The 16,898-nt window shown below is 68.9% G+C and carries 15 protein-coding genes and 1 tRNA gene; 9 read left to right on the forward strand and 7 right to left on the reverse strand.

Annotated features, from left to right (window positions below; translation table 11 throughout):
- Positions 1–15: 15 nt before the first annotated feature.
- A complete protein-coding gene (locus LPA41_RS00385) occupies positions 16–864 on the reverse strand; it encodes a transketolase family protein (protein ID WP_229067409.1) in 849 nt (282 codons plus the stop codon).
- Positions 865–868: 4 nt separating this feature from the next.
- Positions 869–1,546, reverse strand: a complete 678-nt coding sequence (locus LPA41_RS00390) for a thiamine pyrophosphate-dependent enzyme (RefSeq protein ID WP_229067410.1) — start codon at positions 1,544–1,546, stop codon at positions 869–871.
- A gap of 57 nt (positions 1,547–1,603) precedes the next feature.
- Here LPA41_RS00390 and soxR point away from each other — a divergent pair, with 57 nt between their 5' ends.
- Positions 1,604–2,047 carry a redox-sensitive transcriptional activator SoxR gene (gene soxR / locus LPA41_RS00395; RefSeq protein WP_229067411.1) on the forward strand — a complete coding sequence of 148 codons (444 nt, stop codon included), beginning with the start codon at positions 1,604–1,606 and terminating at the stop codon, positions 2,045–2,047.
- 1,262 nt (positions 2,048–3,309) lie between these two features.
- Here soxR and LPA41_RS00400 read toward each other — a convergent pair.
- Positions 3,310–3,394, reverse strand: a tRNA-Ser gene (locus LPA41_RS00400).
- Positions 3,395–3,461: 67 nt separating this feature from the next.
- Here LPA41_RS00400 and LPA41_RS00405 point away from each other — a divergent pair.
- The 4 genes from LPA41_RS00405 to LPA41_RS00420 all read left to right on the forward strand — a co-directional run bounded on the left by LPA41_RS00405 (position 3,462) and on the right by LPA41_RS00420 (position 7,259).
- Positions 3,462–4,424 carry an NAD(P)H-quinone oxidoreductase gene (locus LPA41_RS00405; protein ID WP_229067412.1) on the forward strand — a complete coding sequence of 321 codons (963 nt, stop codon included), beginning with the start codon at positions 3,462–3,464 and terminating at the stop codon, positions 4,422–4,424.
- Between the two features lie 150 nt (positions 4,425–4,574).
- Complete coding sequence (locus LPA41_RS00410) at positions 4,575–5,171, forward strand: DUF4352 domain-containing protein (protein WP_229067413.1); 597 nt, start codon at positions 4,575–4,577, stop codon at positions 5,169–5,171.
- Between the two features lie 257 nt (positions 5,172–5,428).
- Complete coding sequence (locus LPA41_RS00415) at positions 5,429–6,457, forward strand: C40 family peptidase (protein ID WP_229067414.1); 1,029 nt, start codon at positions 5,429–5,431, stop codon at positions 6,455–6,457.
- 271 nt (positions 6,458–6,728) lie between these two features.
- Positions 6,729–7,259, forward strand: a complete 531-nt coding sequence (locus LPA41_RS00420; protein ID WP_229068073.1) for a YbhB/YbcL family Raf kinase inhibitor-like protein — start codon at positions 6,729–6,731, stop codon at positions 7,257–7,259.
- A gap of 94 nt (positions 7,260–7,353) precedes the next feature.
- Here LPA41_RS00420 and LPA41_RS00425 read toward each other — a convergent pair whose 3' ends face one another.
- The gene (locus LPA41_RS00425) at positions 7,354–8,067 is read right to left on the reverse strand and encodes a bifunctional 2-polyprenyl-6-hydroxyphenol methylase/3-demethylubiquinol 3-O-methyltransferase UbiG (RefSeq protein ID WP_229067415.1); all 714 of its coding nucleotides are present in this window, start codon (positions 8,065–8,067) and stop codon (positions 7,354–7,356) included.
- Positions 8,068–8,441: 374 nt separating this feature from the next.
- Between LPA41_RS00425 and LPA41_RS00430 the strand changes: the two genes are divergently transcribed.
- Together LPA41_RS00430 and LPA41_RS00435 are read left to right on the forward strand one after the other, a co-directional pair.
- The gene (locus LPA41_RS00430) at positions 8,442–10,334 is read left to right on the forward strand and encodes a hypothetical protein (RefSeq protein WP_374238100.1); all 1,893 of its coding nucleotides are present in this window, start codon (positions 8,442–8,444) and stop codon (positions 10,332–10,334) included.
- 197 nt (positions 10,335–10,531) lie between these two features.
- Positions 10,532–11,365, forward strand: a complete 834-nt coding sequence (locus LPA41_RS00435) for a hypothetical protein (protein WP_229067417.1) — start codon at positions 10,532–10,534, stop codon at positions 11,363–11,365.
- Positions 11,366–11,368: 3 nt separating this feature from the next.
- Here LPA41_RS00435 and LPA41_RS00440 read toward each other — a convergent pair whose 3' ends face one another.
- Positions 11,369–12,085, reverse strand: coding sequence for a hypothetical protein (locus LPA41_RS00440; RefSeq protein WP_229068075.1), 717 nt, complete (start codon positions 12,083–12,085; stop codon positions 11,369–11,371).
- A gap of 361 nt (positions 12,086–12,446) precedes the next feature.
- Between LPA41_RS00440 and LPA41_RS00445 the strand changes: the two genes are divergently transcribed.
- On the forward strand, positions 12,447–13,976 hold the full coding sequence (locus LPA41_RS00445) for a peptide deformylase (RefSeq protein WP_229067418.1): 1,530 nt from the start codon (positions 12,447–12,449) through the stop codon (positions 13,974–13,976).
- A gap of 1 nt (position 13,977) precedes the next feature.
- Here LPA41_RS00445 and LPA41_RS00450 read toward each other — a convergent pair whose 3' ends face one another.
- Entirely contained in the window at positions 13,978–15,087 is a 1,110-nt protein-coding gene (locus tag LPA41_RS00450) for a globin domain-containing protein (RefSeq protein WP_229067419.1), read from the reverse strand.
- Between the two features lie 118 nt (positions 15,088–15,205).
- On the opposite strand from LPA41_RS00450, the gene LPA41_RS00455 reads away from it, so the two are divergent.
- Complete coding sequence (locus tag LPA41_RS00455) at positions 15,206–15,982, forward strand: CPBP family intramembrane glutamic endopeptidase (protein ID WP_229067420.1); 777 nt, start codon at positions 15,206–15,208, stop codon at positions 15,980–15,982.
- A 12-nt stretch (positions 15,983–15,994) separates the two neighbouring features.
- On the opposite strand, the gene LPA41_RS00460 is transcribed toward LPA41_RS00455, so the two are convergent.
- Complete coding sequence (locus tag LPA41_RS00460) at positions 15,995–16,855, reverse strand: hypothetical protein (protein WP_229067421.1); 861 nt, start codon at positions 16,853–16,855, stop codon at positions 15,995–15,997.
- Positions 16,856–16,898 lie beyond the last annotated feature (43 nt).

The following is a 16,898-nucleotide window of genomic DNA, read 5'->3' on the forward strand; positions in this document are numbered from 1 at the left end:
GCGGTCGTCGTCCTTTCAGAGGAACGCGCTTATCGACCGGCGCAGGCCGGCCGGGTCGAGGCCGTGCTCCCGGGCGTGATCGCGCCAGGTGCCGTACCGGCGCACCTCGGCGGAACCGACACCCAGGTGCAGCGCCCGGTGCCTGGTCGTGCGCAGCGCCCGGCTGACGTGCCGCGCCGAGGTGCCGGCCAGGTAGGGCTCGACGACGACGACCTCGTCCGACGCCGGGATGTCCACGTTCCAGGGGCGCGGCGTGTTGGTGTAGACCACCGTCACGTCGAGCCCCTCGGTCGCCTCCAGCACCGGGTCAAGCATCGGCCCGACGGCGACCACCGTGGCGCGGCCCCGGCGGAGGACGCTGCCGTCCGCGTACGCCTCCCGGTTCTCCCGCTCGGAGAGCCGCACATAGACCCGGTCGTCGTGCCGGACAGCCGCGCGGAGCAGCCCCGGCACTTCGTCGCGGTGGCCCGGCACGTGCACGGTCCAGCCTTCCAGCGTGTCCAGCAGGGCGACGTCACCGGGGGACTGATGCGTGTACCCCTCGGCTGCCGCGTCGTACGAGGCGCCGATGCTGACCAGCACCGCGCCGGCGTCCTGATGCCCGAGGTCCAGCTTGATCTGCTCGTAGGCCCGGTCGACGAGGAACGGCGCGTACGAGTGCAGGATCGGCCGCATCCCGGTGAGCGCCAGCCCGCCGCCGACCCCGGCCATCAACTGCTCGCGGATGCCGACGTTGAAGACCCGGTCCGGGTGGTCGCGCAGCGCCGGTTCGAAAGCGTCCCCGGAGATGTCCGCGAGCACCAGGGCGGTACGCGGTTCCTCGGCCAGCAGCGCCGTGGTGGTGGTGACGAATGTCTCGCGCATGACTTCAGCCTCGCTTCGGCTCGACGCGGGCGACGACCAGGTGCGGCCGGCCCGGCTCACGGAGGGCACGTTCGATCGCGTCGTGGTCGCGCCCGTCGACCACGTCGGCGCTCCAGCCGGGGAACCGGGTCTCGATCCCGCCCGGCCACCCGTGCGTGGACGACTGGTTGTCGATGACGACGGCGGTGAGGGCCAGTCCGGCGGCGGCGGCGTACGCGATCGCCTCGTGGTTCGAGCCCTCGTCCAACTCCGCGTCGCCGACCAGCACGAACGTCCGCGTCCGGTCGAAGCCCTGCGCCCGCAACCCGAGCGCGGTGCCGACGGCCAGACCCAGGCCGTGCCCGAGCGAACCGGTGCCGGCCTCGACGCCGGGAATCAGTACGCGGTCCGGGTGGTGGCCGAGCGGGCTGTCCCAGCCGCCGAGGTCGTCCAGCCACTCCTCGGGGATGAAGCCCTTCGCGGCCAGCACGGCGTAGTAGGCGGCCGGCCCGTGTCCCTTGGACAGCAGGAACCGGTCGCGGTCGGGTTCGTCGGCGGTCTCCGGCGAGATTCGCAGAACCCGGTCGTAGAGCACCCAGAGCACGTCCAGTGTGGAGTGGGCGCTCGGCGCGTGCTTGGCGTCACCGGTGACCCGGCTCAGCAGGTTGTGCAACGGATTGGTAGGTGCGCTGATAGCGGTCATGTGTCTAGGCTGCAAGTTGAAGTTAACTTCAGCTCAAGCCTTATGTCGGAGGACCGGATGGAGTCACTGACCATCGGCGAACTGGCCGTCCGCAGCGGTGTGGCGCCGTCCGCCCTGCGTTTCTACGAACGCGAAGGCCTGATCCACGCCAGCAGAACCGGCGGCAACCAGCGCCGATACGACCGCGCCGAACTGCGCCGGGTGGCCTTCATCAAGATCGCGCAGCAGGTCGGCGTCTCCCTCGACGAAATCCGCGAGGCGCTCGCCTCCCTGCCGGAAAACCGCACCCCCACGAAAAGCGACTGGTCCCGCCTCTCCGCCCGCTGGCGGCACCGCCTGGAGGAACGGATCGCCGTCCTCGAACGCCTCCGCGACCAGCTCACCGGCTGCATCGGGTGCGGCTGCCTGTCCCTGCAACGCTGCAAGCTGGTGAACCCCAGCGACCGCCTGGCCGACCGGGGCGCAGGCCCCCAGATGGTCCTGAACCCCCCTTCCCACTGAGCCCGCCCTTTCCGGGCGCCGCACCCCCGGATCACCGTCCAGCCGAAGCCGCCCGCGGCACATGAAGGCCCGCGTTCCCCGGTGGTCCCGGTGGCAGCAGCGGTGGCCTCGGCGTGGTGGCTCTGGATCCGGTTGCTCAGGTGGCACCGGTGGCCGTGGTGGTCTGGGTGTGGTGGCTGGCCGCGGTCGCCTGGGTGGCGTCGGTCGCACTGGTGGCCGGCGTGCGGCTGGCGCCCGTTGCTCCGGTGGCGGGCCTGTCATCGGTGGCCGTCGTTGCTTCGGTGGCGGCCTGTGGTCACCTTGGCTTCCGTTGCGGGGGTGGCGGCCCTGGCCGGAGGCCGTAGTGGCACTGGTGGGGCCGGTGGTGCGGTGCATGGCGAGATGTTGATCTGCTAGCGGTGCGAAATCGCTGTGATCAAGGGGTTGAAACCGCGATTTCGCATCGCTAGCAGATCAACACCGCCGGGCGGACGCCGCGCAGCCGACCGCAGGCGCTTGTACGACCGCAGCCGCTTGTTCGGAGGGACCTCAACGGAGCCGAGGGCAAGCAACAGCACGCCACACTCCGCTGCCTTGCCTGCCGCCGCACTGACATCCTGCGCGCCATGCTCCGAACCCTTTTACCAGCGCAAACCGGCAGAAAAGCCGGAACTCGCTCTCCAGTAAGCAGCACAGGAACCCTCGCCGTCGCTGCCGGCTTCGCTGCCGCCTGCCGTCGTCATCGCCGTCGTTGTCGCTGCCGCTGCTGTTGTCGCCGTCGGCATCGGCGTCGGCATGGGCCCGGTGGCCAGCCGCCTCAACTCGGACGCAGCGGCAACCACGCCTCGCCGCACGCTGCCGCAGATCGAACGCGGCCCCGGAATCCCCGAATCGGCCCGTTCGCCGCACGGGTCCAGCCGCCATGAGCACCCATATCAACCGCACACAGTCCCCGGCACGCCGTCCATGAACGATCAGCACCGGCTCGTGCTCGTCCGAAAGCATCGGCCAACGCACCGGTCAAGCGAGCCCACCAGCTGCCAGCTCGCGCTCAGCGCGTCCGCCGGGCTCGATCCGCACCCAGCAGCACGGCCGCACTATCTGGATGTCCCGCCGAACCAGCCACAGAACTCCCCGCCCCACCCGGTAGCACCCCGCGATTGCCGCCGGTGAGTTGGCAGACGTTTTCCGCCGCCGCGGGGTGTGCGGCGGCGGAAAAACGCCTACCAACTCACCGGTTACAAGGCAATCGCCGCGAAGCGAAGCGAAGCCAGCTAGTCGAGCGGAGGGCGTGGGATTCGAACCCACGAAGAGTTTCCCCTTACCGGTTTTCAAGACCGGCGCCATCGGCCACTAGGCGAGCCCTCCCGTGATGCCGCTTCAGTCTGCCACCCGCTCAGGTTTCTTGTCGTACCGGTGGGGCAGAGTCGGCCTCATGCACGCGATAGTGATCGAGGACAAGCGGCTGGTCTGGGCCGAGGTGCCTGACCCTGAGCCGAGGGATGGCGAGGTTGTCGTCGACGTGACGGCGACGGCGGTGAACCGGGCTGATGTGTTGCAGCGGCAGGGGTTTTACCCGCCGCCGCCGGGTGCGCCGGTTTATCCGGGGCTGGAGTGTTCCGGCGTGATCAGCGCGGTGGGGCCGGGTGTGACGGGTCACCACGTGGGTGAGCGGGTGTGTGCGCTGCTGTCCGGCGGGGGTTACGCGGAGCGGGTGGCGGTGCCGGCGGGGCAGCTGCTTCCGGTGCCGGCGGGGTTGTCGCTGGTGGAGGCGGCAACGTTGCCGGAGGTGGCGTGCACGGTGTGGTCCAACGTGGTGGACCGGGATCGGCTGCGTGCCGGTGAGACGTTGCTGGTGCACGGTGGTGGGAGCGGCATCGGGACGTTCGCTGTGCAGCTGGGTGTGGCGCTCGGCGCCACTGTGCTGGTGACGGCTCGCGGGGCGAAGCATGAGCGGTTGCTGGCGCTCGGTGCGTCGTTGGCGGTGGACTACACGACGGATGACTTCGTCCGGGCGGTGCGTGACTTCACCGGTGGCCGCGGCGCGGATGTGATTTTGGACATCGTGGGTGCTAAATATCTGGCCCGCAACGTCGAGGCGTTGGCGCCGGACGGCCGGATCACGGTGATCGGGATGCAGGGCGGTTCGTCCGCGGAGCTCGATCTGGGGGCTCTGATGGCGAAGCGGGGGCGGGTTTCGGCGACGTCGTTGCGGGCGCGGCCGCTCGAGGACAAGGCGCGGATCGTGGCGGGTGTCCGGGATCGGGTGTGGCCGCTGGTCGAGGCGGGCCTCGTGAAGCCGATCATCCACACCACGTTTCCGCTGTCGGAGGCGGCGGAGGCGCAGCGGCTGATGGAGTCCAGCGACCATCTCGGGAAGATCCTGTTGCAGAGTTGATCACTCTTCTGGGGGAAGAATCGCGGAGGTATATGCCCGATTAAGTCGGATATGCGGCGAGTCGTGACGGTATTCCGGGGTGTCGAACCCCAGCATGGACGGACAGCGCGTCCGTTGGTCGCGCTCTGCATCCGACCGCTGGGGGACTCCGTGACGTACGCACCGCACCGTTCCGCACCCGCCCACGCCGTCGGGTCGTACGACGACGGCCCGGAGCCGGGCTCGTCCGCGCTGCGGATGAAGCTCTGGATCGCCGGGGGGATCGTCGCGGTCGTCGCGCTGATCAGCTTCGGGGTCTGGGCGGTCGCGACCGCGGACCGGCAGCCCGCCGTGGTCGCCACCGGCGCCCCGGGTGCGGCGGCGGTGGCCGGCCACTTCGAATTCGCGGTGAAGGGTGTCCGATGCGGTCTGGACTCGGTGGGTCCGGACGGCTTGGAACAGCGGGCGGCAGGCCATTTCTGTCTGCTCGAGGTGTCGGTGAAGAACGGTGGCACCGAACCGGAGTTGTTCGACAGTGGTTCGCAGCGGGTGTATGACGCGAACGGCGTAGCGTACGCCGCCGCCGATCAGGCCGCGGTGTTTCTCAACGATCGCAACCCGACGTTGCTGAACGAAATCCCGCCGGGTGACACGGTTACCGGTGTACTCGCCTTCGACGTGCCGGTCGACGCCGAGCTTGTCGAGGTCTCGGTGCACGGGGCGCTGTCCACACCGGGCGTGCGCGTCACCCTCCCACCGGCCGGGTGACCGCAGCACGTTTATCTTTGGCGAGATCGGGGGGATCAATTAGCGGAATCCTGCCCCGGCTCATTCGATCTTGTGTTGGCATGGTCCACGGAATACGCATGGTTGTCCGGGTTCCCATTGCCCACCTTCGACGGAGGCAAAAGCACGGCATGCAGCATCCGCCGCGCTGTTGATGGGATTCGCGCGAGTGCCCCGGGCCTATTTCGGAGGCAACACTGCACGGTTCGTCCACCCGCCGGGTGCTGACCGCGGGCGCTATGGCGCTGGCTGTCATCGCGCCGGCCGTAGAGCCCGCCGACCACGCCGCGGAGGCCGTCGCCACGACGACACCGCAGGCCACGCCGGGCATGACTCCCGTTACGCGCCTCAACCCGGAACTGCCGCCGGCAGCCGGAGATCTTTTCAAGAGCGACAATTTGCTGAGGGCCCGGATGGCGGGTGACTCCCGGGTGTCCCGCTCGGTTCTCCGCCGGCCGGCGGTCCGGCCGGCCATCCCCCGGCGCGCGGCCGCGCTGAAGGTGACCCGCCCGGCACAAGCCCTGCGCCCGACAACGGCAAAGGCGACGGCGACGTCGACGGCAGCAGCAAGGGCAACGGCAGCAGCGAACGCGCGGGCCGAGCGCCTGGCGGCCGGAAACGCCCAGCGCCTCGGTGCGAGCACCGCGCAGACCCAGCGCTCGGCAACGAACGCGCAGACCCAGCGCTCGGCAACGAACGCGCAGACCCAGCGCTCGGCAACGAACGCCCAGGCCCAGCGCTCGGCAACGAACGCCCAGGCCCAGCGTCCGGCGAGGGCGGACGCGCGGACCCAGCGCCCGGCCTCGCGGAAGGCGGCACCGCGTCGCGTCGCGGTGCAGCAGAAGCGGGTGACGGTGGCCAAGCGCGGCGCCGTGTCGGTGCGCAAGACGACCCGGAGCACCACGGTCCGGCGGCTGCGGGCGGCCGGCGGCCGGGGCCTGAACGCGGTGGTCGCGTTCGCCCGTTCGCAGGTCGGCAAGCGGTATGTGCGCGGCGGTGAGGGACCGCACGGCTTCGACTGCTCGGGCTTCACGAAGCGGGCGTACGCCCGGGCCGGCTACCGCCTGCCGCACTCCTCGGGGGCGCAGGCCCGCCGGGCGCGTACCGTCCCGAGGTCCCAGGCCCGTCCTGGCGACCTGGTGGTCGGTCCCGGACATGTCGGCATCTACATGGGCCGAGGCATGATGATCGACGCCGGGAACAGCCGGACCGGGGTGGTCTACCGGAAGGTCTACCGGGGTCTGCGAGTGGCACGTCTGGGCCGGTAGGGCCGGACAGCAGCGGGCACCCGCCACTTGGCGGGTGCCCACTCGCTCGATCACCACCGGGCGCGGGGATCTCTGCCGCACGCACCCGGTCGGATGTCTGACAGAAGCATGACCCGGGACGCCTCAAGCCATGCGCACCACCTGTGCGTTTACCCGGTCGAGTGACAGGGCGCCGCAATGCGGACGAAAGACGCCTGTGACGTCGGACGGTTAATCTCAGGCGATCGTGGGAAAACCTGACCAGTTGCTCACCACGCCGCCGGAGGCCTTCATGAGTCTTGACCGCGCCACGGCTCCCGATCCGTACGATCTCTTGCCACAGGTCCCGTCCTTCGCGGTGACCAGCACGGACGTGACGGACGGGCAGCCGCTCGACGAGTTGTTCGCGCACACCAGCGTCGGCGGGAAGAACCTGTCGCCGCAGTTGTCCTGGTCCGGCTTCCCGGCCGAGACCCGCGGGTTCGTCGTGACGTGCTTCGACCCGGACGCCCCGACGGGCAGCGGCTTCTGGCACTGGGTGCTCGTCAACCTGCCGGTCTCGGTGACCTCGCTGGACCGCGGCGTCGACCCGCTGCCGGAGGGCGCGTTCTGCGTCCGCAACGACTACGGCGAGCAGAACTACGGTGGTGCCGCGCCGCCGCCCGGCGATCGCACCCACCGGTACGTCTTCGCGGTCCACGCGATCGACGTGGATCGCCTCGAGGTGACGCCGGACGCCTCCCCGGCGTACGTCGGCTTCAACCTCGCCTTCCACACGCTGGCCCGGGCCACCCTGCGCCCGACGTTCCAGGTCCGCGGCTGACCGGCGGGCACGACAAAGCTGAGGACACGAAAAGGCCGCCGGCTCGCCGGCGGCCTTTCACGTGCTCGTGCTTCACACCCCGCAGGGGTACGAGTCAGCGCGGCACCCGGGCGACGCAGAAGACCGACTGGCCGAACGGCGGCTTGACGATCCGCTCGGCGGCCTTGGTCACCGGGAGGACCACCGAGTCGTAGACCTTGACCATCGGGCCTTCCTTCGGCGCCAGCTTGAAGATGCTGGTGGCGCCGTAGTAGCCGATCAGGCCCAGGGCGTTCGCGTAGTGGATCTTCTCGATCTCCAGGCCGGCGTCGACGAACGCGGCCGAGAGGGTCTTCTTGGTGTAGCGCCGGATGTGGCCGGTCGCGATGTCGACCTGGCTCATCGCGAACATGAACGCCGGCACGATGATGATCACTCGGCCGCCGGGGCGGACCAGTTCCTTCATGCTGCGCAGGGCACCGACGTGGTCCTCGATGTGTTCGAGAACGTTGTACGACACGGCGGCGCTGTACTCCCCGTTCGCCTCGGAGGCGGGCAGGAGCATCTGCTTCACATCGATGTTCGGGTACTCCGCCATCCGCTCCTTGAGCAGGACGAGACGGTCGGGGTCGGCCTCGGTCGCGGTGAACCGCGGGAGGTGCTCCGACCACTCGATCGCGTAGTCACCGAGGCCGCTACCGATCTCGATCGGGTTGTCCCCGAGGTACGGGAGCGCGAGCTCGACGAACCACCGGCGGTGGTTCACGGCCGTTGCGAGGCCTTCGAGCACTTCGGACTGGATCCGCTGGTCTCCAGTGATGTCTGCCATAGGTGAGGTTCCCTCATCTTGCCGATCTGAGCTGACAGCGGGACCGGAGAAGTTAACCACTTGACGCGCCTATCCGAAAGTTGAGCACGGGTCGGCCCTGATTTTTTGGCCTGATTGAGACATAGGGCGATGGGACACTCGTACGGGTTACCGGCTGAAAGCTTCCTGGGTATGGACACTCCGGGAGCACGCGGAAAACACGCGTACATATCGGCTCTATCACGCATCGGCCGCACACTGCGGAACTCTTCCGAACCTCGGTTAGGCTCGCCGATGCTATGACGATTACGGGTTTTGACTCGACAGGCCAGTCGACCGGCGAGAACGTTCTCCCGTCCCGCCAGGTGACCGCCGCCGACGACCTGGACGCGGAGCTGATCGCCCTTGAGGGCGAAGTGCGGGCTGGTGCGCCGGCGGCTGCCGCGCCCACCGTGGAAAGGACCGAGGAGCAGGAGATACGCCCTGCTCCGCGCCGCCTGCCGTGGCGCGTGCTGTCCTGGCGTGACGTGTGCGCCATCGGCAGTTTCCTTGCCGTTGCCCTCTTCGTCACCGCGCCGTTGTGGCTCAATCTCGATCATGAGTTACGTGATGATCCACAAGATCAGGCATTCTTCGAGTGGATGCTGGCGCACGGTGCCCGCGTGCTCACGGATGGCGTCTATCCGTTCTTCTCGGACCGCCTGAATTACCCCGACGGGGTGAACATGATGGCCAACACCTCCGTGTTGGCCGTTTCCGTGCCACTGACGCCGATCACTCTCCTGTTCGGCCCGCATGTGTCGTTCAACGTATTTCTCACCGGCGCATTGGCACTAACCGGTACTTCGTGGTATCTGGTGCTCTCGCGCCGGTTCGTGTCATCCCGGCTGGCCGCGTGGGTGGGCGCGCTCTTCTGCACCTTCGCGCCGAGCATGGTGTCGCACGCCGGCGGCCACCCGAACATCGTGTCGCAGTTCCTCGTGCCGCTGATCATCTGGCGCACCCTGGAGCTGCGGGCGCCGCGCCGGGCGACGCGCAACGGGCTGATCCTCGCCGGGCTGCTGATCTGGCAGGCGTTCATCAACCTCGAGATCCTCTTCATGACCGCGGTCGGTGTCGGCATCTTCTGCGTGGTCATGGCGATCCTGCGGCGCAGGACCCACCGCGGCGAGGTGCTGACGTTCCTGCGCGGCCTCGGCGTCACCGCGGCTGTCACCCTCGCCGCGCTCGCCTACCCGCTGAGCGTGCAGTTCTTCGGACCGCAGAGCTACCACGGGCTCGCCGAGTTCGTCCGGCACTTCGGCGCCGACCTGGCCTCCTTCACGGCGTACGCGAGCCGGTCGGTGGCCGGCAACGAGGCGGTGGCGGCCGGCCTCTCGCAGAACCCGGCGGAGGAGAACGCGTTCTTCGGGTGGGGCCTGATCGTCCTCTTCGTGGGCCTGCTCGTGTGGATGCGGCGTACCCCCGCGGTCCTGATCCTCGGCGGTGTCGCCGTGCTCTTCGCCGCGATGTCGCTCGGGCCGCGCGTCTACGTCAACGGCGTGAACACCGGCATCCCCGGCCTCTGGTCGCTCCTGCACAGCGTGCCGATCCTCAACTCGGCCGTGCCGACCCGCTGGGCGATGGCTATCGCGCCGATGGTCGGCATCCTGCTCGCCCTCGGCGTGCAGCGGGCCGTCGACATGGTCCGGACCCAGCCGCAGAGCCGGGGCCCGGTCCGCGTCGCGATGATCACCGCGGTGGCGATGGCCCTCGTCCCGCTCGCGCCGACCCCGCTGCAGACCACGCCGATGGACCCGGTGCCCGAGTTCGTGACCACCGGCGCCTGGAAGCAGTACGTCGACGACAACCACACGCTCGTCGCGCTGCCGCTGCCGGACTCCAGCTACCCGGACCCGCTGCGCTGGACGGCGTACACCGGGCACGACATGCGCATCGCCGGGGCGTACGCGCTGCTGCCCAACCAGGATCCGCGCAACCCGGACGACCGGACCGCGATCTTCTCCCCGCCGTGGCGTCCCACCAGCGGCCTGATGGCGTCGATCCGGCAGGGCAACCCGATCCCGGAGATCACCGACACCCGGCGCGAGATGACCCTGGCCGACCTGCGTTTCTGGAAGGCCGGCGTGGTCGTGCTGACCCCGCAGGCCCGGGACATCGAGATGCTGCGGACCTTCTCTGAGCTGATCGGTTTCCGTCCCACCTGGACCGGCGGGGTGTGGATGTGGGACGTGCGGGCGCTCGTCGACAACCCGGACGCGATGGTCACCGCGATCGGCATGAAGTAGCCGGACAGGCCCGCCCCGGCATGGATGTGCGTAACCATGCCGGGGCTCTCGTCGTTCAGGGAGGAGGCAGTGTCCTCCCCGCGCCCCAAGGCATCGAAGGGTTTCGTTCGGAGGGTGGGCGCCGCCGTCACCTGGGCGACTGACGCGGCGGGAAGGGGCCACAAGTGCCGCATCTGCGGTTACCTCGACTCGGCCACGTGGCCGTCGCGGGAGGCGTTCTCTCCGTTCTCACCACCGCATTGATCAACTATGCGACCGCCGACGCGAAGTGGTGGCTCCTGGCCGGCCCGTGTGCCGCCGCCTCCATATTCTGGGGTGTCAAGAACAGCGGGGCCGACGGAAGCCAGGCGAGTTCCGATCCCGGTTGCGGGTCGAGCGCTGAGGGCAACGACGAGTCATGCCCGCAGGGCGGCCGTGCGAGTCCCATGAGGTCGCGAGCCGGGGCCATCCTCCAACAAGGCTTCTGGGCTGCTGTCGTCCTGACGCTGATCCTTTCCATCCCGCTGGCTATCCTCCCTGCCATCCGCGCGAGTACGACGCCGGAAGCGCTGCGCGTACGGATCGACCCCGCCAGTTATGAGGCGTCGAGCAGCGAGTGGTCCCTCGCCGGGCCGGTGTACGAGACCGGGTCCGAGCTGCTCAAGAACGGGTTCGCCAATGAGTACGTTCATGGGGCTGGCGCGGGGTCGATCAGGTACGAGGTTCGCATCGACCGGGTCGTCGGATCGACGGCAGGTTTGAGCGCTTACCTGTCCTCCGACAGTCGCCAGCACCGCAAAGGCAGTCAGCAGTCCGATGCCACGGTGATCATCAACGGTCATGAGCTCAACGTGCAGCGGGTCTCGCCCAAGGACGGCGAAGGCGAACTTCACGAGTGGAGGTTTGCCGTGGAGAAGCTCCGGGTCGGGGTCAACGTCATAGAGTTCCGGGTCGAGGCGAGAAGCGAGCTGCACAACGGCCTCTGCGTCTATGGCAAAGCGTTGGTGAAGGCCGAACCCGACAAGTGGGTCACGCTCGAGATGCTCGGGTGAGCCTTACTTGATGCAGCAGCCGGGGCAGACCTTCGGCTTGGGCAGGGTGAAGGCCAGGCAGCAGGTCTTGCGCCGGACATCCAGCTTGCCGTGCCGGCCGGGGTAGAGCTCGATCAGGTCGCGGACGCCCAGGACGCCGAGGAGCCGGTCGATGCTCTCCGCCGAGGAGCCGGGCAGGGCGTCCGCCGAGCGCAGCACGCCGTAGGCGATGCCCGACGCGAGCGAGCCGAGCAGGGTGCGCTTGCCGAGACGCACCTGGCCGTGGATGGCGTCGAGCAGTGGGCCGAGGTGCTCGTCGTAGACCGCCCGGCGGAACTCGGCCAGCAACGCGTCCTCGTCGGCGACGACGCGCACGTGCGGGTGACCGGTCAGCGCGAGCGGGTCGCCGGGCAGCACCGCCACGGTGGTGGCCGGCCGCACGCCGAGGGTGACGAGCGGCCGCGGGTCGTCGAAGTGCATGACCGCGTCGGTGGCGGTGAGCAGCGGGACGCGGCGCGCGGAGGCCCAGCCGAGAACGGCCGGGAGGGTGAGCCAGTAGGTGTACGCCTTCCAGGCGAGCGCGGCGGCGGCGTGCGGCTGTGCGTTCCACCGGCGGGTGGCGTTGCCGAGCAGGGTGTCCAGGTGGACGTCGGTGAGCCGGGCGGCAGGCGTCCAGCCGGCGAGGTCGGGGACCACCAGGTCGGGGGCCAGGCCGGGGATCTCGGTGCTGGTGCCGAACATGGCGCGGAGCGTGGCGGTCACCGGCGCGAGCGGCTGATCGGCGAGGCGCGAACCGGCGAGCTCCAGGGTGCTTGTCACGGGCGTTCACCTGCCCGCGGCGACACTCGTCGCTGAGTCACCGCAATCTCCTCGCCGGCTGGATCGGAAGAGCTCCAAGGCAACCCACCGTACCCGGTTAAGGGTAGCCTAACCACAGCAACTAGCGGGATCTTTCGGGCGAATACCCTCAGCGAGAATCACTTTACGTAGCGTTGCTGCCCGGATGGATTAGTCAAGGCATTTGTCGGCAACGCGCTACTAACGTCTTGCGGCCCCGAGTCCCGGCGACACTGAACTTGCCGTCGCGAAGGGGACATCCGTGATGACCACCTCGCCCATTGAACGGGCCGCAGATCAGTTCGTTACGGCGCTTGCGCAATGGCGGGTCGAGCGCGGGATGACAAAGAAGCAGCTTGCTGCGCGGATGGGTTTCGATCCCTCCTATGTCAGCCACGTCGAGGGCCGGCGACACAAGCCCACCGAGGACTTCGCCCGCCGTGCCGAGGCGGTGCTCGGTGCCGGCGGCATGATCTGGCAACGCTTCCAGGAGTACGACGAACTCCGTCACGCCCGCGGCTCGGCCCTGCACCGGGATCCGCCGGTGCCGGTCCAGTGGCTGCCGCCCGGGACCGGACTGGTCGTCGAGCAGGAGATCGCCGAACTGGCGTACACCGACGGAGCCTACCGCTGTGTGGTCCGCCGTGCGCTCTACAACGCCGGGGTCGAGCCGGTTACCCGCTATCTGGTGAAGATCGCCGTGGATCGTTACCCGCACGACCCGGCCGGTTCCAACCGCCACCACCGCGAGCATCCGCTCACCTTCGACGAGATGAACGTGCACGCGCTGGCCGGCGAGGGGATGGCCGCCGAGCCGATGCAGTGGCGGGTCAAGCTCGACCGGGACGCCGCCAAGGAGATCTGGCTGCTCTTCGCGAACGACCGCGGCCAGTTCCCGCTCTACCCGGGCGAACGGACGGTCATCGAGTACGCGTACACGGTCGGCGAGGAGAAATGGGGGCAGTGGTTCCAGCGGGCCGTCCGCCTGCCCACCCGCTCCCTGACCGTCCGGCTGAACTTCCCGGAGAGCTTCGAACCCCAGGTCTGGGGGGTGGAGGTGTCCCTCGCCGCCGAGGTGCCCGTCCGTACCCCGTTGGAACGCCGCACCGAGGGAGGTCGCGCCATCTTCGAATGGTCCACCGACGCGCCCCTGCTCAACGCCAGGTACCGGCTGGAATGGCGGTACCGAGGCGCCGACGCTCCGATCTACGACGAAACCGGGCCGCCGGAGCCGACCCTGCCACGTGCGTCGCACCGGATGCGCGGCATCGGCATCATCCAGCGCGGATCCCACCTGCTGCGGCAGCGGGCCCGGCACTTCCAGCTGCCCCGCGAGGGTGAAGCCGCCCAGGAGACCGTCACCCGGCTGCTTACCTCCCTCGGCCGCCTCCAGGACCTGCACGAGTTCAGCAAAGGTGTCGGCCTGGCCGCGCCACAGGTCGGCGTGCCGGTGGCGGCCGCCGTCGTGCAGCCACCCGAGTACGAGGCCGAACCCGTCGTCCTGCTCAACCCCCGCGTCGTCGGCGAATCCATCGAGTGCGACGAGCAGTACGAGGGCTGCCTCTCCTTCTTCGACTACCGCGGCCTGGTGTCCCGGCCGCTGCGGATCGACGTGGAACACGCCAGGTTCGACGGGACCAGGGTCGTCACCAGGTTCGATCGCGCCCTGGCCCGGCTGATCAGTCACGAGATCGATCACCTCGAAGGCCGGCTGTACGTGGATCGGATGGACCCCGACGCCAACCTGGTCCCCGTCGCGCAGTACCAGCAGACCGGCCGGCCCTGGGATTACTGACTTACTCGTTGAAACTGTCGTACTTTATGCGCACCGACGGCACCTGCAACTCGGCGAGCTTCTTCAGAGTGGACCGAACCATGCCGCCCGCTCCGGAGACGAAGAAGTCGTGTTCCTGCCACGGGCCGTACCGGGCCACCACGTCCGAGATCTCGCCCTGCTCGCCGGGGAAGGTCGGATCGTCGCTGCACGCGGTCACCACCGACAGCCAGGGATAACGAGCTGCCAGCCGATTGAGGTCGGCCAGGTCGTACAGGTCCTCCCGGGTCCGTGCGCCGAAGAAGACGTGCACCCAGCGGGTCCGGTTGTACCGGGTCAGCTCCTCGAGCAGCGACTTGATCGGCGCCAGGCCGGTGCCGCCAGCCACGAACACCGCGTCCCGGGTGGAACGGCGGTCCAGGGTCATCGACCCCATCGGTGCGGCCACTTTGATCATGTCGCCGACCTGGAGCCGGCGTACCAGTGCACTGGAAACCCACCCGGCGCCGACCGCACGCACATGGAAATCGATGGTGTTGTCGCGCCGCGGCGCGTTCGCCGGTGAATAGGTGCGCCACAGCCGCGGCTGGTACTTCGAGCACTCGATGCTCAGGTACTGCCCGGCGCGGTACTCCAGCGGCTGCATCGGCAGCACCGTGAAGACCGCGATGTCCTTGGCACGTCGCTCGTGCGCCACCACCTCGGCGTACCAGTAGGGTGGATTCTCGTCCGCCTCGGCGCCGGCCAGCATCTTCGAGGCGATCACCGCGTAGGCGTCAGCCCAGGCCTGGTCGTACTCGATGCTCCATTGCTCGCCCGCGAAAGCCCGCATCGCCTCGATCAGCGCACCACCCACGACCTCGTAGTGTTCTGGTTCCACGTGGAACTTGCGGTGATCGCGGCCCAGCGCGCGCAGGTACTCGCCGAACCGCTCCGGATCCTCGAGCGTCTGCACCGAGGTCACGATCGCGTTCAGCAGGCGGGCCCGCTGCACGTCCATGTGCACCGGAAACAGATCACGCAGATCCGGGTGCGACAGGAACATCCGTGCGTAGAAATAGCCGGCGACCTTGTCCTGATGTTCCTCGACGAGACTCCAGCTCTCCTTGAGCAAGCGTGCGAGGTCTCCCATGCATTCAGGGTGGTCAGCACAGTCGGGAACACGACGCACGCGTAGTGCGACTCGTCACCGCTCCCGGCGCGGCGCTTTGCCCGATCGGGGCCGTCCATGCCTGCCGTAAAGTTGCCGGGTGACACTCGAGGACCGGCAGCAGACCACCCGCCCGGCGTACACCGCCGAGATCGTCATCGTCCTGCTGCTGTCCCTCGGACAGTCCGCGGTCTATGCGATCGTCTCGCTGACGGCCAAACTCACCGCCGACCGGCCGCTCGCCCAGCAGACCGCCACCCTCAACCCCACCCAGTCGGCCCGGCCCTACCTGGACCTGACCTACCAGCTGCTCGGCATCTTCTTCGCGCTGGTCCCGGTGGCGCTGGCGCTGTACCTGCTGATGCGCGACCGCATCTCACCCACCCGTGAGCTCGGCATCGACTACCGGCGGCCCGCTTTCGACCTGAGCTGGGGCTTCGGCCTGGCCGCCGGCATCGGTCTGCCCGGCCTCCTGCTCGTCTGGGCGGCCCTGCAACTCGGGATCAACGCGCAGATCGTCCCGTCCGGCCTCCAGCCGTACTGGTGGGCCGTGCCCGTCCTGATCCTCTCCGCACTGCAGAACTCGATCCTCGAAGAAGTGATCGTGGTCGGCTACCTGATCACCCGGCTCCGGACGACCCGGCTGTCGATCGCGGCGATCGTCGCCATCTCCGCGGTCCTGCGCGGCTCGTACCACCTCTACCAGGGCTTCGGCGGCTTCATCGGCAACGCGGTGATGGGCGTGGTCTTCGCCCTGTTCTTCCTGCGCACGAAGCGCGTGATGCCGCTGATCGTGGCACACGCGCTCCTCGACATCTGCGCTTTCGTGGGCTACCAGTTGTTGCCGGACTCGTGGCTGTCCTGGCTGACCGTGTAGTCCCGTCTTCCCCTAGTCGTCCGTCGTCGTTCCGCTTCGGTCCCGCGGCGCCGTTTCGTCTTGGTCCTGCGGCGTTGTTTCGTCTTGGTCTTGCGGCGTCGTTTCGCTCTGAGCCTGCGTCGCCGTGTAGTGGCGCCGAGCCCTTGCCGCCGTGGCCGCCACCGCGGTGCGGCTGCCCAGGACGGCACCCACCACGCTCGCGCCGGGCAGCGCACGGTCGATCAGCCGCAGCGCGACCCAGGCCACCACCGCCGGAACAGCCGCCGGTGCGCAGAGCATGATGTCGTCGGCCCGGCGCGGATCCGCCGGATCCAACCCGTGAATCGCGGCCAGGTGCAACACCAGCTCGGCATGCGTGAGCGCGGCGCTGCCGGCAACAGCGATCGGAGCGTACGGGCCAGCGATCGCCCCCAAACCACCCCGCACTCCCGCAGACCGGGTGAAGCGGTCCACCGTGAGCCTGGTCAGCGCCTCCGTGGTAGCTGCCGGGTAGGCGGCGCGCAGGTCACCGACATGCTCCCGGATCTGAGGTCCGAGGGTGCGGACGGCCGCTTCGGCGAGCGTTCGCGGTGCCTGGGCGGGGTTGGCGGTGAGATCAGCCCAGAGACCGGCCGGGTCCAGGCGGGTAGTCCCCGCAGTCCGCGGTGTTGCCGTCTCGGCTTGCGCCACGGTCCGGGCGGTGGTCGTCGTAGCTTCCACCTGCGTGGCCGCTTCCGGGCGTGCCTGCGTGGCCGTTTCCGGGCTCGTTCGCGTGGTTGCTTGGGTGGCCGTTTCCGGGTTCGCTTGGGTGTTTGCCTGCACGGGCGTTTCCGGGCGTGCCTGGGTGACGGCCTCCGGGCGAGCTTCCACGGTTGGCGGCGGGGTTGCCTGCATGGCCCGTTGCGGCGCTGCTGGCGTGGTCGCTTCGGGAGCTGCC

The organism is Actinoplanes sp. DH11, assembly GCF_020873875.1.
Classification (GTDB): domain Bacteria; phylum Actinomycetota; class Actinomycetes; order Mycobacteriales; family Micromonosporaceae; genus Actinoplanes.

Coding starts and splice junctions, on each gene's coding strand:
- LPA41_RS00420 (WP_229068073.1), top strand. CDS start 6,729: ATGAGTCTTGACCGCGCCACGGCTCCCGATCCGTACGATCTCTTGCCA.
- LPA41_RS00450 (WP_229067419.1), bottom strand. CDS start 15,087: ATGGGAGACCTCGCACGCTTGCTCAAGGAGAGCTGGAGTCTCGTCGAG.
- LPA41_RS00440 (WP_229068075.1), bottom strand. CDS start 12,085: ATGTTCGGCACCAGCACCGAGATCCCCGGCCTGGCCCCCGACCTGGTG.
- LPA41_RS00445 (WP_229067418.1), top strand. CDS start 12,447: ATGACCACCTCGCCCATTGAACGGGCCGCAGATCAGTTCGTTACGGCG.
- LPA41_RS00460 (WP_229067421.1), bottom strand. CDS start 16,855: ATGCAGGCAACCCCGCCGCCAACCGTGGAAGCTCGCCCGGAGGCCGTC.
- LPA41_RS00405 (WP_229067412.1), top strand. CDS start 3,462: ATGCACGCGATAGTGATCGAGGACAAGCGGCTGGTCTGGGCCGAGGTG.
- soxR (WP_229067411.1), top strand. CDS start 1,604: ATGGAGTCACTGACCATCGGCGAACTGGCCGTCCGCAGCGGTGTGGCG.
- LPA41_RS00425 (WP_229067415.1), bottom strand. CDS start 8,067: ATGGCAGACATCACTGGAGACCAGCGGATCCAGTCCGAAGTGCTCGAA.
- LPA41_RS00415 (WP_229067414.1), top strand. CDS start 5,429: ATGGCGCTGGCTGTCATCGCGCCGGCCGTAGAGCCCGCCGACCACGCC.
- LPA41_RS00390 (WP_229067410.1), bottom strand. CDS start 1,546: ATGACCGCTATCAGCGCACCTACCAATCCGTTGCACAACCTGCTGAGC.
- LPA41_RS00385 (WP_229067409.1), bottom strand. CDS start 864: ATGCGCGAGACATTCGTCACCACCACCACGGCGCTGCTGGCCGAGGAA.